We start from the raw sequence: 12,374 nt of genomic DNA on the forward strand, positions 1-12,374 counted from the left end.
CGGGCCGGCGGCGGCGGACGCCGGGGCGGTTCGTCCTCCTCCTTGCCAAGATAGGCGGCGAGGACGGCGGGATGGCGGCGAATGAAGTCGGGCGCGCCCTCCGCGATCTTGCGCCCGTATTCCATGACGACGATGCGGTCGGACACGGTCATGACGACGCTCATGTCGTGCTCGATCAGCAGGATGCCGAGGCCGTGCTCACCCTTCAGCCGCTGGATGTCCTCCGCCAGCCGGCCGGACTCCCGGGGATTGAGGCCGGCGGCGGGCTCGTCGAGGCACAGGAAGCGCGGCTCGAGGCACATCGCCCGGGCGATCTCCAGGCGGCGTTGCAGGCCGTAGGGCAGGGCGCCCGCCTCGTCGTCGGCGCGGTCGGCGATCCCCATGCGCTCCAGCCACGCCATCGCCTTGTCGACGGCGGCGCGTTCCGCCCGGCGGTACGCGCCGAGGCCGAACAGGCCACCGAGCTGGAGCAGTCCGCCCCGGCTGAGCGCGTGGTGCTGGGCAACGAGCAGGTTCTCAAGCACCGTCATGCCGGCGAACAGGCGGATGTTCTGGAAGGTCCGGGCGATCCCCGCCTCGGTGACGATGCGGTGCCCGGGCAGGGTATCGACACGCCGCCGGCCATTCTCCCCGTGCACCGTCACGTCACCCGATGTCGGCTTGTAGAAGCCGGTGACGCAGTTGAAGGCGGTGGTCTTGCCGGCCCCGTTGGGACCGATGATGGCGGTCACCCGCCCCGCGTCCGCCGTGAAGTCGAGGCCGTCGACGGCGACGATCCCGCCGAAGCGCATGGTGAGGCCGCTGACGGCCAGGGTCGCGCGCGGGCCGGTCATGGCGCCGCTCCGGACGCCGGCTGGCGACCGGCCGGGCGCGGCGCCCGGACGGAGGGCGAACGCCCCGACACCAAGCCGCGGGGGCGCCACACCATGATGGCGACCATGGCGAGGCCGAACAGCAGCATGCGGAACTCGGCGAACTCCCGCCCCAGTTCCGGCAGGCCGACGAGAACGGCGGCCGCGACCACCACCCCGGCCTGGCTGCCCATGCCCCCCAGCACGACGATGGCAAGAATGATGGCGCTCTCCGTGAAGGTGAAGCTCTCCGGGCTGATGAAGCCCTGGCGCGCGGCGAAGAAGCAGCCGGCGACGCCGCCGAGCATGGCGCCCAGGGCGAAGGCCGACAGCTTCACCAGCGTGGGATTCAGCCCGACGGCGCGGCAGGCCAGCTCGTCCTCCCGCAGCGCCTCCCAGGCGCGGCCGACCGGCAGGCGCCGCAGGCGGCTGGTGAAGGCGAGGGTCAGCAAGGCCAGCGCCAGGATGATGTAGTAGAGCCAGGCGGTCCGCTGGATCGGCGCGTAGGGAATGCCGACCAGGTCGGCAACCGTCAGACCCCCCGCCGGGGCCACGGCCGCCAGCGGAACGCCGAAGAGTGTCGGCTTGGGGATGCCGGAGATTCCGTTGGGGCCGCCGGTGACATCGCCCCAGTTGATGAGCACGATGCGCACGATCTCGCCCAACCCCAGCGTCACGATGGCGAGGTAGTCGCCGCGCAGGCGCAGGACGGGAAAGCCGAGCACCAGGCCGAGGGTTGCCGCAACAAGGCCGCAGAGCGGCAGGGCCAGCCAGAAGTCCACGCCGTACCACACCGACAGCAGCCCGAAGGTGTAGGCGCCGGCAGCGTAGAAGGCGACGTAGCCGAGGTCGAGGAGCCCCGCCATGCCGACCACGATGTTCAGCCCCCAGCCGAGCATGACGTAGATGAGGAAGGTCGTCGCGAGATCGAGGTCGTAGCGGCTGGCGAGCGGCGTCAGGGGAAACGCAAACGCCGCCACCGCCAGTGCCAGCAGCAAGGGCCGGCGCCACGCCACCGGCACCACAGGCATCGCCACGCGCGGCAACCGCTGGATCGGATCGCACCGCCGGACGTGGTCGAGGACGAGGCGGCCGAGGAACACCGCCGCGACGGGCACGAGCACCCAGGCCGGCCGCAGGTCGAGGGAGATCCGGCCGGCGGCGTCGGTGAGCCGGAGGCCGGCCAAGGGCAGCGCGAGCAGCAGGGTCACCAGGGCGCCGACGGCGGCACGGCGCACGGAGCCGGGTTCGGGAAGGAGCGTCATGCCGGTCAGACCTTCTCCACATGGGTGCGCCCGAGCAGTCCGGTGGGCAGGACGGTGAGAACCAGGATCAGAACGGCGAAGACCGAGACGTCCTTGTAGGCGCCCGACACGTATCCCCCCCAATAGGCCTCCACGAGGCCGATCAGCAGCCCGCCGACCATGGCCCCGGGGATGGAACCGATGCCGCCGAGCACCGCGGCGGTGAACGCCTTCACACCGGCGAGGAAGCCGATGAAGAAGTCGATGGACCCGTAGTAGAGGGTGACCATCAGGCCGGCGGCCGCCGCCAGCGCCGCGCCCAGCACGAAGGTCAGGGAGATGGTGCGGTCGACATCGATGCCGGCCATCGCGGCCATGTCCATGTCCTGTTCGCAGGCCCGCTGCGACCGCCCGAAGCGGGTGCGCTCGACCAGTAGGAAAAGGCCCACCATCAGCGCCAGGGTCAGCACGACGATGGCGACCTGGATGTAGGTGGCCTGGACGTCGAAACCGTTTTCGGAGAACAGCACCAGCTTGCCCGTCACCACCGGCGGCAGAGTGCGCATGCGCGCGCCCTGGACGAGCTGGACGTAGTTCTGCAGGAAGATCGACATGCCGATGGCGGAAATCAGCGGTGCCAGCCGGAAGGATCCCCGCAGCGGCCGGTAGGCGACGCGCTCGACCGCCCAGCCATAGGCCGCGGTGAAGACGGCCGCAGCGGCCAGCACCAGGATGATCGCCAAGGGCGCCCAGGAAACCCCGAGCAGGCCGAGGGCGGTGAAGGAGATCAACGACACGAAGGCACCGATCATGTAGATCTCGCCATGGGCGAAGTTGATCATCCCGACGATGCCGTAGACCATGGTGTAGCCGAGCGCGATCAGGCCGTAGATGGCACCCAGCGCCAGGCCGTTGATGGTTTGCTGGAGGAAGTAGGCCACGGGAACTCCTTGACTGCGCGGCACGGCGTCTCGTTGGGGGTGGGCGCGGCAGGGCGCCGCCCCCGCCCCGGTCGGGTTCACTTCAGCGGTGCGTAAGCGCCGTCCTTCCAGGCGTAGAGGACGAAGGGCTCGGTCGAGGGGTCGCCCTTGGCGTCGAAGGTGACGGACCCCAACACGGTGTCGAAGGCCCCCGCATGAAGAGCGCGGGAGACGGCCGCACCCCCCGTCCCCCCGGCCGCCGCCACCGCCTGGGCGTAGGCCTGCAGGGCGGCGTAGGTGTAGAGGGTGTAGCCCTCGGGTTCGTAGCCGGCGTCGCGGAAGGCCTTGACGACCTGGGCCGCGCCCGGGTTTTCCCGGGGGTCGGGGTAGAAGGTCATGAGGTAGCCGTCGGCCGCCGGACCGGCGATCGACGCGAACTCGCTGGAGGCAATGCCGTCGCCACCCATGAAGGTGGCCTGCAGTCCCTGCTCGCGGGCCTGACGGACCAGCAGCCCGCCCTCGGCGAAATAGCCGCCGAAGAAGACAAGGTCGACGGTCTCCGCCTTGAGGCGGGAGATCAGGGTGGAGAAATCCTTCTCGCCCTGGGTCAGCGTGTCGGTGACGACCGGAGTCACGCCGGCCGCCGCAAGCGCCGCCTGGACTCCTTCGGCGAGGCCCTGGCCGTAGGTCGACTTGTCATGGACGATGGCGATCCGCTCGCCCAGCTTGCGCTGGACGATCTCCGCCGCGGCCACGGCCGCCTGCTGGTCATCGCGCCCGGAGGTGCGGAAGACGGTGGCGAGGCCGCGGTCGGTGAGGACCGGGTTGGTGGAGGCCGGGCTGATCATCGGCACGCCGGATTCCGCGTAGACGTCGGACGCCGGGATGGAGGAGGACGAGCAGAAATGGCCGATCACCGCGGCCACCTCCTGGCCCGCCAGCTTGTTGGCGACCGCCACCGCCTGGCGCGGGTCGCAGGCGTCGTCCTCCACCTGCAGCGCCACGGGTTCACCGGCGATGCCGCCGGCGGCGTTGATCGCCGCCGCCGCCGCCTTGGCACCCTGGGTGATCTGGTCGAAGAACGAGGCGTACTGGCCGGTCACCGGCCCAACGACGCCGAGCACGATGTCGGCCCGGGCCGGCACGGTGCCCGCCGAAACGGCGGCGCTGGCGAGAAGAAGAAGCGTTGCAGGGCGCATGGGACGGTCCTTTGTTGAGAAAAGGGCTGCGGGCGCGGGCCCGTGCGGGCACGCCGGCGACCGGCCGCGGCCGGTCGGGAGGAGACGGGGGAGCGGTGGGATCAGCCGGCGGATTTTCGCCGGGCGAACGCGGCGACCCGCGCGGGAACCTCCGGACGGGCGAACGCCTCCACGGTGATCGCCTCCTCCAGCTCGACGGCACGCCAGAGGGCGGTGCCGAGGTCGCGGGTGAGCAGGGACTTGAGCCGGCCGACGGAGAAGCGGGACTTGCCGGCGACTGTCTCGGCAATCGCCAGGGTCCGCGCCTCAAGGTCCTGGCGGGGCACCACCGCGTTGACGAGTCCGAGCCGCTCAAGCCGCTCTGCGGATTGGCGTTCGCCCAGGAGCAGCAACTCCATGGCGCGCTGGTGTCCGACGGCCTGGGGCAGCAGGTGGGTGACGCCGCCGGTGACGAACTGGCCCCACTCCATCTCCGGGAAAAAGGCGACGAGGTCGTCGGCGGCCACCACGAGATCGCAGTTCAACAGCCATTCGAAGCCGCCGCCGACGGCGTAGCCGTGCACCGAGCCGACCACGGGCTTGTCGCATCCCATCAGCAGCCGGGTGATCCGCTGGATCGCGCCGATGTGGGCGGCGATGGCCGCGGGCGATTCGCTCTGGAGGTCGAACTCCTTCAGGTCGTCGCCGGAACAGAACGCGCGCCCGGCGCCGGACAGCACGAGCACCACGACCTCGTCGTCGTCGATGGCCGACCGCAGGGCCGATTCGAAATCGTGGAGCAGCGCACCGCTTATGGCGTTCAGGCGGTCCGGCCGGTTCAGGGTCACGAAGCCGATGGCACCACGCCGCGCGTAGAGGGCAAAGCCCATGGGGTCAGCTCCTTTCGATGAGGGCGGTCTTGCCGTCGGTCCGGGGCAGGCTGTCGGCGGGCACCAGGGTCACCTCCGCCGAGGCGCCGGCATGGGCCTTGATCGCCGCCTCCAGCGCCCGCGCGGCCGTGTCGAAAGCGTCCGGTGCCAGCCCGCGCGCCGCCTCCGCCCGCACCCGCACGCGGTCCCAGGGGCCGGGGCCGTCAAGAAGGATGCGGAACTGGCCCGAGGCGAGGTCGGGCCGGCTGAACACCCCCTGCTGCACCGCGCTGGGGAAGACGTTGATGCCGCGGACGTTGAACATGTCGTCGGTGCGCCCGGTCACCCGGAACCGCCACGCCGTCCGGCCGCAGGCGCACGGGCCGGTCCCGGTCACCGTGATGACGTCCCGCGTCTTGAAGCGCACGAGCGGTTGGCATTCCTTGGCGAGGTGGGTGCACACCAGTTCGCCGGTCGTCCCCTCGCGGATGGGCTGGGAGCGCCCGTCGGCGTCGAGAATCTCGATGAACAGGGCGTCGGCGCCGTGGAAATGCAGGTCGTTGGTGTGCTCGCACTGGCTGGCGAAGTTGCTGAGGATCTCCGACATGCCGTAATTCGCGTTGCGCACGGCGAAGCCCCAGGTGCGCTCCATGGCGGCGCGGAACTCGGCGTTGTCGAGCCCCGCCTCGCCGCCGAACAGGCCAAGGCGCAGCCCCAGATCGCGGGGCGACCGGCCCTCGGCGTGCAGCAACCTCTCCAGGAGCGCGGGATAGGAGGGCGTGCAGGAGATGGCCGTCACACCCAGGTCGGCGATGGTCTCCAGCAGCAGTCTGGAATGACCGACGCCGAAGGGGACGACACAGGCCCCCGCCTCCTCCAGGGTCATGTGGTCGGTGACCCCGCCCGTCCAGATGCAGTAGTTCAGGCAATGGACCACCCGGTCGCCCGGCCGCAGCCCGGCGGAGAACTGGGACCGTCCGCCGACGCGGGCCACCAGGTCGACGTCGCGGCGGCTGTTGGCGAGCTGGAGCGGCTTGCCGGTGGTCCCCGAGGTGCGATGGACGCGGACGACGCGGTCGGCCGGGCAGGCCACGTAGTCGCCGAACGGATGGTGCTGCTGCTGGCTGCGCCGCAGTTCGTCCTTCTCCGTGAAGGGCAGGCTGTCGAGCGCGTCCAGGCCGAGGGACTCGGGCGGCGGCACCTCCCATTTGCCGGCGTAGAACGTCGATGACCCGCGGACGTGCCGCCATTGCCGTGCCCACAGGTCCTCCTGAAGGCGTCGGATCGCCTCCGGAGCCAGCGTCTCGAACTCGGGGTGGAGGAGGCTGGGCATCAGGCGCTCCCGCCACGGATGCGGGCCTGCTCCTCGATGAGCGACAGCTCGACGATGGCCCGGGCGTGCCGCCCCTCCCCGACGACGCCGGCGGCGTCTTCGGCCCAGACATCGAACCAGAAGAGCCGACGGTCCTGGCCGGTGAAGCGGGCGTGGACACGGAGTGTCGCGCCGACCGGCGTGGGCGCCTTGTGACGGACGTCGATCGCCGCGCCGACGCAGACCTGACCGTTCACGAGAAGAGGCTGGAGCAGCGCCGCCGCGGCCCGTTCCATCTCGGTGATCATGGAGGGCGTGCTGAGAACGCCGGCGTACCGCTCCCCCTCGCGTCCGGCGACGGCGCTGGCCGTCATGTCCGGACGGACGAGCGTCTCCTTGCTGGCCGTTTGGCCTTCACTCAGTTGCATGGGCGACTCCCTTGGATGCAGCGGGAGTTCAGCAACCAGCGTGCCAAGACATAGGACGCATCTTAACTATATGAAATGGCTGTACTTCTCTCCCCGGGATCGTTCCGAAGCCAGGACGACCGTAAAGATAAGAGACGTTAGTATTTTTTACGATCGTCTCCATTTCAGACGTCCAGCCGGTGCTGGCGACGGCTCCGCGCCGCCGCCGGCGCGACCCACCCGCGCACCTCTATCCCCAAGGCCGTCAACGGGTTGACAGGACTGGTGGAAGACACACCCTGGCCGTCGCGGTCATGCTGCACGGGCGTGGCACGCCCGTTGCTTTATCCCACCCCTGAGCCGAAGGAGGTCCTGGATCCCCATGACGATCAACCGGAACGTGGCGTCGATCGACGCCCTGCCCTGCCGGCGGGGGGCCTCGATCCTGCTGGAAACCCTGCGCGGGGAGGGGGTCGAGTACATCTTCGGCAACCCCGGCACCACCGAGCTGCCGCTGATCGACGCGTTGGTGGAGGCGCCGGAGATCGGCTACGTCCTCGCCCTGCAGGAGGCGAGCGTGGTGGCCATGGCCGACGGCTATGCCCAGGCGGCGCGGCGGCCCGCCTTCCTCAATCTCCACACCGCCGGCGGGCTCGGCCACGGCATGGGCAACCTCCTGAACGCCGCCGTGTCGCAAACCCCCCTGGTGGTGACCGCCGGCCAGCAGGATTCCCGCCACACCATCTCCGATCCCCTGCTGCTGGGGGACCTCGTCAGCCTGTCGCGCCCGGCGGTGAAATGGTCCCAGGAGGTGCAGCACGCCCACCAGGTGCCGGTGCTCGTCCGCCGCGCCTTCAACGATGCCGTCGCCGCACCGGCCGGGCCGGTGCTGCTGTCCCTGCCCATGGACGTCATGGAGGAGATGAGCGACGTCGCCATTCCGGAACGCTCGACCATCGACCGCCATGTGGTGGCGGGGTCGCTGGAGCCGCTGGCCGCCCGGCTGGCGGCGGTGGCGCCGGGGCGCATCGCCGTCATCGCCGGCGATGAGATCCACTGGAGCGACGCCGGGGCCGGAACGGCCGCCGTCGCCGAGGCACTGGGTGCCCCCGTCTACGGATCCTCCTGGCCCTCGCGCATCCCCTTCCCCACCTCGCACCCCTTGTGGCGCGGCAACCTGCCGACCCGGGCGACCGACATCGCCGAACGCCTCGGCGCCTTCGACGCGATCTTCGCCCTGGGCGGCAAGTCGCTCATCACCATCCTCTACTCCGAAGGGCCGGCGGTGCCGCCGGGCTGCTCCGTCTACCAGATGTCCGCCGACGTCCGCGACCTGGGGCGGACCTTTCCGTCGAAGCTGTCGGTGGTCGGCGAGATCAAGGCGTCGCTGGCGGCCCTGGTTCCCCTGCTGCGCCGCGCGACGGAGCCGCAGCGGGCGGCCCGCGACGCGCTGGTGGCCCAGGCCGGGGCGGCACGGGAACGCGCCCGCGCCGATCTGGCGGAGACGGCCCGCCAGCAGGAGGGGGCGGCGGTGACCACCCCCCTGGTGGCCGCCCGCGAGGTGATGCGGGTGATCCCCTCCCACATGCCGATCGTCGACGAGGCCATCGCCACCTCAAGCCACGTGCGGGCGTTCCTCAACAGCGACCTGGCCACCCAATACTCCTTCCTGCGCGGCGGGGCGCTGGGCTGGGGCATGCCGGCGGCCGTGGGGTGCTCGTTGGGCCTGGGCCGGGCGCCCGTGGTCGCCCTGGTCGGCGACGGGGCGGCGCTCTATTCGCCACAGGCCATGTGGACGGCCGCTCACGAGCGGCTGCCGGTGACCTTCGTGGTCATGAACAACCGCGAATACAACGTGCTGAAACAGTTCATGAGGGGCCAGGCGGGCTACGCCTCCAACCGGGCCGGCCGCTTCATCGCCATGGACGTGGTCGATCCGGCGGTCGATTACCTGGCGCTCGCCGCCGCCATGGGGTTGCCGGCCCGCCGGGTCGAACGGGCGGCGGACATCGCCCCCGCCGTGGAGGCCGGCATCGCGTCGGGCACCGCCAACCTCGTCGAGATCGTGATCGCCGCGACCTGAAGACACCACACCGCACAGCCACGCCATGGGACGGGAATGATGGACTGGGTTAAGGCGATCACCTTCGATTTCTGGGGCACGCTGGTCGACGTCGACGCCAGCGGGCGGGACGGCATGGCGCGGGTCCTCGACCGGGTCGGCCTGGCCGGGCTGGACCCTCTCGAGCACTATCTGAAATGGGACGACGCCACCGTCCGTCGCTACCGGTCCGACCGTTGGCGCCCCTACCTGGAATGGGGCGCGCTGGCCCTGTCCGAAACCCTCGGCCCCCTTGGCGTCGAGGCCGACGCGGACGGCTGGCGGGTGCTGGCGGAGGACCTGATCACCACCATGACGGCGGATGCGAAGCCCCATCCGGAGGTGCCGGCCATCATCGCCGGGCTGAAGGCACGCCATCCCCTGATGCCAATCACCAACATGGACGCCCGCTTCTTCGCCTTGAACCCATTCAAGGCCGCGTTCGACCTGTCGCTGACGGCGGAGGAGGCGGGCGCCTTCAAACCGTCGTCGATCATCTTCGGCAAGGCCATCGCCCGGCTGGGGGTGCCGGCAGACAGCATCCTCCACGTCTCGCTGTCCCAGTTTGCCGACCTGGAAGGCGCCATGCCCATGGGCATGAAGGTCGCCTGGATCAACCGGGCAGGAGAGACGCTGCGGCCGCACACCCCCCAACCGATGTTCGAGTTTCGCGATCTCCGCGGCGTGGCCGGGATCTTCGGCATCCCGCCGTGAGATCCGTCAGCCGTTGAGGCAGCCCACCAGCGACGCCGCCATGCCCCGCATGAGGGCGGGGTAGAGGTCCGGACCGTCGGCGAGGTCGGCGCCGACGGGGTCGAGCACCCCGGTGCGGGCCCCGGTGCCCTCGACGATGGTGGCGACCAGCTTCGGCTCGAACTGCGGCTCGGCGAAGACGCAAACGGCGTCGCGGCCGGCGATCGCCGCGCGGATCTCCGACAGGCGCCGGGCCGAGGGCTGGCGGTCCGGGTTGATCGTGATGGCCCCCAGCGAGGTCAGGCCGTAACGGTCCTGCAGATAGCCGTAGGCGTCGTGGAAAACCACGAAGGGACGCTGCGCCACCGGCGCCAGCGTCGCCCGCAGCTCGGCGTCCAGCGCCTCCAGGGCCGCGGTGGCGGCGGCGGCGTTGGCACGGTAGGTCGCGGCGTTGGCCGGGTCGGCCTCGACCAGGGCGTCCGCGGCGGCGGCGGTGATGGCGATCGCGTTGGCCGGATTCAGCCAGAGATGCCCGTCGACGTCGCCATGGTGATGGTGGTCATCGTCATGGTCATGGTCGTCGGCGTCAGCGTGGTCGTCGTGACCGTCATGCGCGCCATGGTCATGGTCGTCATGATCGCGGTCCTCATGGCCGTCGTGATCGCCCTGGTCGTGATCGCCCTGGTCGTGATCACCATGATCGTGGGCGGCGTGGCGCAGGGTGACGCCCGGCAGGTCCATCGCCTCGACCACCCGCGCCTTGCCGGCGAGGCTGTCCAATGGCTTCTCCAGGAACCCTTCGAGCGCCTCGCCGACCCAGAACACCACCCCGGCCCCCTCCAGCGCCCGGGCGTCGGAGGGGCGCAGCGCGTAGGTGTGGGGCGAGGCGCCGCCGCGCACGATCAGGGTCGGCGTGCCCACCCCCTTCATCACCGCGGCCACCAGGGAGTGCAGCGGCTTGACCGACGCGACCACGGCGGGGGCGTCGGCGCGGGCCGGCGCGGCGGCCAGCAGGGCGGCCGCCAGGCCGGCGGCCAAACTGGTGGCCAAGCCGGTGGCCAAGCTGGTGGCAGCGGGAAGACGGAGAGGGCGCATGGCAGGTCCTTCGGGTGATCGGATCGGCGTGCTCTGGACAGATGCGGCGCAAGGGCGCATAGGAGAACGCGTGCCGAAGTCTGTGATGTTATAACATAACATGTCAAGCCCTTCCCCTCCCCCCTCCCCGTCTTCTGCGTCCCCGGCCCCCCTGGTCGAGGTGCGCGGCCTGTCCGTGGCGCTGGGCGGGCGCACCGTGCTCGACGGCGTGGACCTGACGGTCGCCCCGGGCGAGATCGTGACGCTGATCGGCCCCAACGGGGCCGGCAAGACGACCCTGGTGCGCGCCGTGCTGGGCCTGGCCCGGCCGACCACCGGGGAGGTGCGGCCGCGCAAGGGCCTGCGGGTCGGCTACATGCCCCAGCGCATCACGGTCGACGGCACGCTGCCGCTGACGGTGCGGCGGTTCCTGGGGTTGTGGCGCCGGGTGCCGGCGCCGCGCCTGGCGGCGGCGCTGGAGGAGGCGGGGGTGGCCCACCTCGCCGACCAGCCGGTCCAGGCGGTGTCGGGGGGCGAGATGCAGCGGGTGCTGCTGGCCCGCGCCCTGCTGGCCGACCCCGACCTCCTGGTGCTCGACGAGCCGGACCAGGGGGTCGACGTCCACGGCCAGGCCGACCTGTTCGCCCGCATCGACGCGGTGCGCCGGGCGCGTGGCTGCGGCGTGCTGCTGGTCAGCCACGACCTGCACACGGTGATGGCGCGCACCGACCGGGTGCTGTGCCTGAACGGTCACGTCTGCTGTTCGGGGCGGCCGGAGGACGTGCGCCGCCACCCCCAGTACCACGCCCTGTTCGGCCGCCACGCCGACGCCCTGGCGGTCTACGTGCACCACCACGACCACGCCCACGCCGAGGACGGCCGCGTCGTCCCCGGCCCCGGCCACGACTGCTGCGACCACTGAGGAGGCCCCGGCCATGGACGACTTCATGATCCGGGCGCTGCTCGCCGGCTGCGGCGTGGCCGCCCTGGCCGGGCCCCTGGGGTCCTTCGTGGTGTGGCGGCGCATGGCCTATTTCGGCGACACGCTGGCCCATTCGGCGCTGCTGGGCGTCGCCCTGGGGTTCCTGCTGGACGTCGACCCCATGGTGGGGGTTGTGGCGGTCTGCGTCGTCCTGTCCCTGCTGCTGGTGGCGCTGCAGCAGCGCCGGGCGCTGGCCGCGGACACGCTGCTGGGCATCCTCTCCCACTCGTCCCTGTCGCTGGGGCTGGTCGCCATCGCGTTCCTGGAAAGCCTGCGCATCGACCTCGTCGGCTATCTTTTCGGCGACCTGCTGGCGGTCACCACCGCCGACATCGTGCGGGTCTACGCCGGCGGTGCCGTGGTGCTGGCGGCGCTGGCCCTGCTGTGGAACCGGCTGCTGGCGGTCACCGTCGACGAGGAGCTGGCACGGGTGGAGGGCATGCCGGTGCTGGCGCTGCGCCTTGCCTTCATGCTGCTGATCGCCCTGGTCATCGCGGTGGCGATGAAGATCGTCGGCATCCTGCTGATCACCTCGCTGCTGATCATCCCCGCCGCCGCCGCCCGGCGCTTCGCCCGCACGCCCGAACAGATGGCCACGCTGGCGTCGGTGCTGGGCGTGGTGGCGGTGGTGGCGGGCATGCTGGCCTCCCTGCGCTGGGACCTGCCGGGCGGCCCCAGCGTGGTGGTCGCCGCCGCCGCCCTGTTCCTGGCCAGCGCGCTGCTGCCGGCGCGCGGCGCCTGAG

Annotated in this window: 11 protein-coding genes and 1 pseudogene; 4 read left to right on the forward strand and 8 right to left on the reverse strand. The window is 71.1% G+C overall.

Annotation, left to right across the window (positions count from 1 at the left end; genetic code table 11):
• Positions 1 to 47 precede the first annotated feature (47 nt).
• From AC6H2I_RS01375 to AC6H2I_RS01405, 7 genes and pseudogenes are all read right to left on the reverse strand, one after another.
• Positions 48 to 833, reverse strand: a pseudogene (locus tag AC6H2I_RS01375) (ABC transporter ATP-binding protein); the annotation flags it as partial.
• On the reverse strand, positions 830 to 2,116 hold the full coding sequence (livM, locus tag AC6H2I_RS01380) for a high-affinity branched-chain amino acid ABC transporter permease LivM (RefSeq protein WP_497498726.1): 1,287 nt from the start codon (positions 2,114 to 2,116) through the stop codon (positions 830 to 832). The gene livM and the pseudogene AC6H2I_RS01375, both read right to left, overlap by 4 nt.
• A 5-nt stretch (positions 2,117 to 2,121) precedes the next feature.
• The gene (locus tag AC6H2I_RS01385) at positions 2,122 to 3,036 is read right to left on the reverse strand and encodes an ABC transporter permease subunit (RefSeq protein ID WP_497498727.1); all 915 of its coding nucleotides are present in this window, start codon (positions 3,034 to 3,036) and stop codon (positions 2,122 to 2,124) included.
• 77 nt (positions 3,037 to 3,113) lie between these two features.
• The gene (locus AC6H2I_RS01390) at positions 3,114 to 4,214 is read right to left on the reverse strand and encodes a branched-chain amino acid ABC transporter substrate-binding protein (RefSeq protein WP_497498728.1); all 1,101 of its coding nucleotides are present in this window, start codon (positions 4,212 to 4,214) and stop codon (positions 3,114 to 3,116) included.
• A 101-nt stretch (positions 4,215 to 4,315) separates the two neighbouring features.
• The gene (locus tag AC6H2I_RS01395; protein WP_497498729.1) at positions 4,316 to 5,083 is read right to left on the reverse strand and encodes an enoyl-CoA hydratase/isomerase family protein; all 768 of its coding nucleotides are present in this window, start codon (positions 5,081 to 5,083) and stop codon (positions 4,316 to 4,318) included.
• A 4-nt stretch (positions 5,084 to 5,087) separates the two neighbouring features.
• A complete protein-coding gene (locus AC6H2I_RS01400; RefSeq protein ID WP_497498730.1) occupies positions 5,088 to 6,395 on the reverse strand; it encodes a phenylacetate--CoA ligase family protein in 1,308 nt (435 codons plus the stop codon).
• On the reverse strand, positions 6,395 to 6,802 hold the full coding sequence (locus tag AC6H2I_RS01405; RefSeq protein WP_497498732.1) for a thioesterase family protein: 408 nt from the start codon (positions 6,800 to 6,802) through the stop codon (positions 6,395 to 6,397). The genes AC6H2I_RS01400 and AC6H2I_RS01405 overlap by 1 nt, the downstream gene beginning before the upstream one ends.
• Positions 6,803 to 7,163: 361 nt before the next feature.
• Here AC6H2I_RS01405 and AC6H2I_RS01410 point away from each other — a divergent pair, with 361 nt between their 5' ends.
• Both AC6H2I_RS01410 and AC6H2I_RS01415 read left to right on the forward strand, forming a co-directional pair.
• Positions 7,164 to 8,864 carry a thiamine pyrophosphate-binding protein gene (locus tag AC6H2I_RS01410; RefSeq protein ID WP_497498734.1) on the forward strand — a complete coding sequence of 567 codons (1,701 nt, stop codon included), beginning with the start codon at positions 7,164 to 7,166 and terminating at the stop codon, positions 8,862 to 8,864.
• A 36-nt stretch (positions 8,865 to 8,900) separates the two neighbouring features.
• Positions 8,901 to 9,596 (forward strand): HAD family hydrolase, encoded by a 696-nt coding sequence (locus AC6H2I_RS01415; RefSeq protein ID WP_497498736.1) that lies wholly within the window; start codon positions 8,901 to 8,903, stop codon positions 9,594 to 9,596.
• Positions 9,597 to 9,602: 6 nt separating this feature from the next.
• Here AC6H2I_RS01415 and znuA read toward each other — a convergent pair whose 3' ends face one another.
• The gene (znuA, locus tag AC6H2I_RS01420) at positions 9,603 to 10,670 is read right to left on the reverse strand and encodes a zinc ABC transporter substrate-binding protein ZnuA (RefSeq protein ID WP_497498738.1); all 1,068 of its coding nucleotides are present in this window, start codon (positions 10,668 to 10,670) and stop codon (positions 9,603 to 9,605) included.
• 160 nt (positions 10,671 to 10,830) lie between these two features.
• On the opposite strand from znuA, the gene AC6H2I_RS01425 reads away from it, so the two are divergent.
• Positions 10,831 to 11,571 (forward strand): ATP-binding cassette domain-containing protein, encoded by a 741-nt coding sequence (locus AC6H2I_RS01425; RefSeq protein ID WP_497498739.1) that lies wholly within the window; start codon positions 10,831 to 10,833, stop codon positions 11,569 to 11,571.
• Between the two features lie 13 nt (positions 11,572 to 11,584).
• The gene (znuB, locus tag AC6H2I_RS01430) at positions 11,585 to 12,373 is read left to right on the forward strand and encodes a zinc ABC transporter permease subunit ZnuB (protein ID WP_497498741.1); all 789 of its coding nucleotides are present in this window, start codon (positions 11,585 to 11,587) and stop codon (positions 12,371 to 12,373) included.
• Position 12,374: the final 1 nt, after the last annotated feature.

The organism is Azospirillum sp. NS33 (genome assembly GCF_059703765.1).

What these genes read in the sequence shown, in the direction of transcription:
- livM (WP_497498726.1), bottom strand. Translation starts at nt 2,116, where the DNA reads ATGACGCTCCTTCCCGAACCCGGCTCCGTGCGCCGTGCCGCCGTCGGC.
- AC6H2I_RS01390 (WP_497498728.1), bottom strand. Translation starts at nt 4,214, where the DNA reads ATGCGCCCTGCAACGCTTCTTCTTCTCGCCAGCGCCGCCGTTTCGGCG.
- AC6H2I_RS01395 (WP_497498729.1), bottom strand. Translation starts at nt 5,083, where the DNA reads ATGGGCTTTGCCCTCTACGCGCGGCGTGGTGCCATCGGCTTCGTGACC.
- AC6H2I_RS01400 (WP_497498730.1), bottom strand. Translation starts at nt 6,395, where the DNA reads ATGCCCAGCCTCCTCCACCCCGAGTTCGAGACGCTGGCTCCGGAGGCG.
- AC6H2I_RS01405 (WP_497498732.1), bottom strand. Translation starts at nt 6,802, where the DNA reads ATGCAACTGAGTGAAGGCCAAACGGCCAGCAAGGAGACGCTCGTCCGT.
- AC6H2I_RS01410 (WP_497498734.1), top strand. Translation starts at nt 7,164, where the DNA reads ATGACGATCAACCGGAACGTGGCGTCGATCGACGCCCTGCCCTGCCGG.
- AC6H2I_RS01415 (WP_497498736.1), top strand. Translation starts at nt 8,901, where the DNA reads ATGATGGACTGGGTTAAGGCGATCACCTTCGATTTCTGGGGCACGCTG.
- znuA (WP_497498738.1), bottom strand. Translation starts at nt 10,670, where the DNA reads ATGCGCCCTCTCCGTCTTCCCGCTGCCACCAGCTTGGCCACCGGCTTG.
- znuB (WP_497498741.1), top strand. Translation starts at nt 11,585, where the DNA reads ATGGACGACTTCATGATCCGGGCGCTGCTCGCCGGCTGCGGCGTGGCC.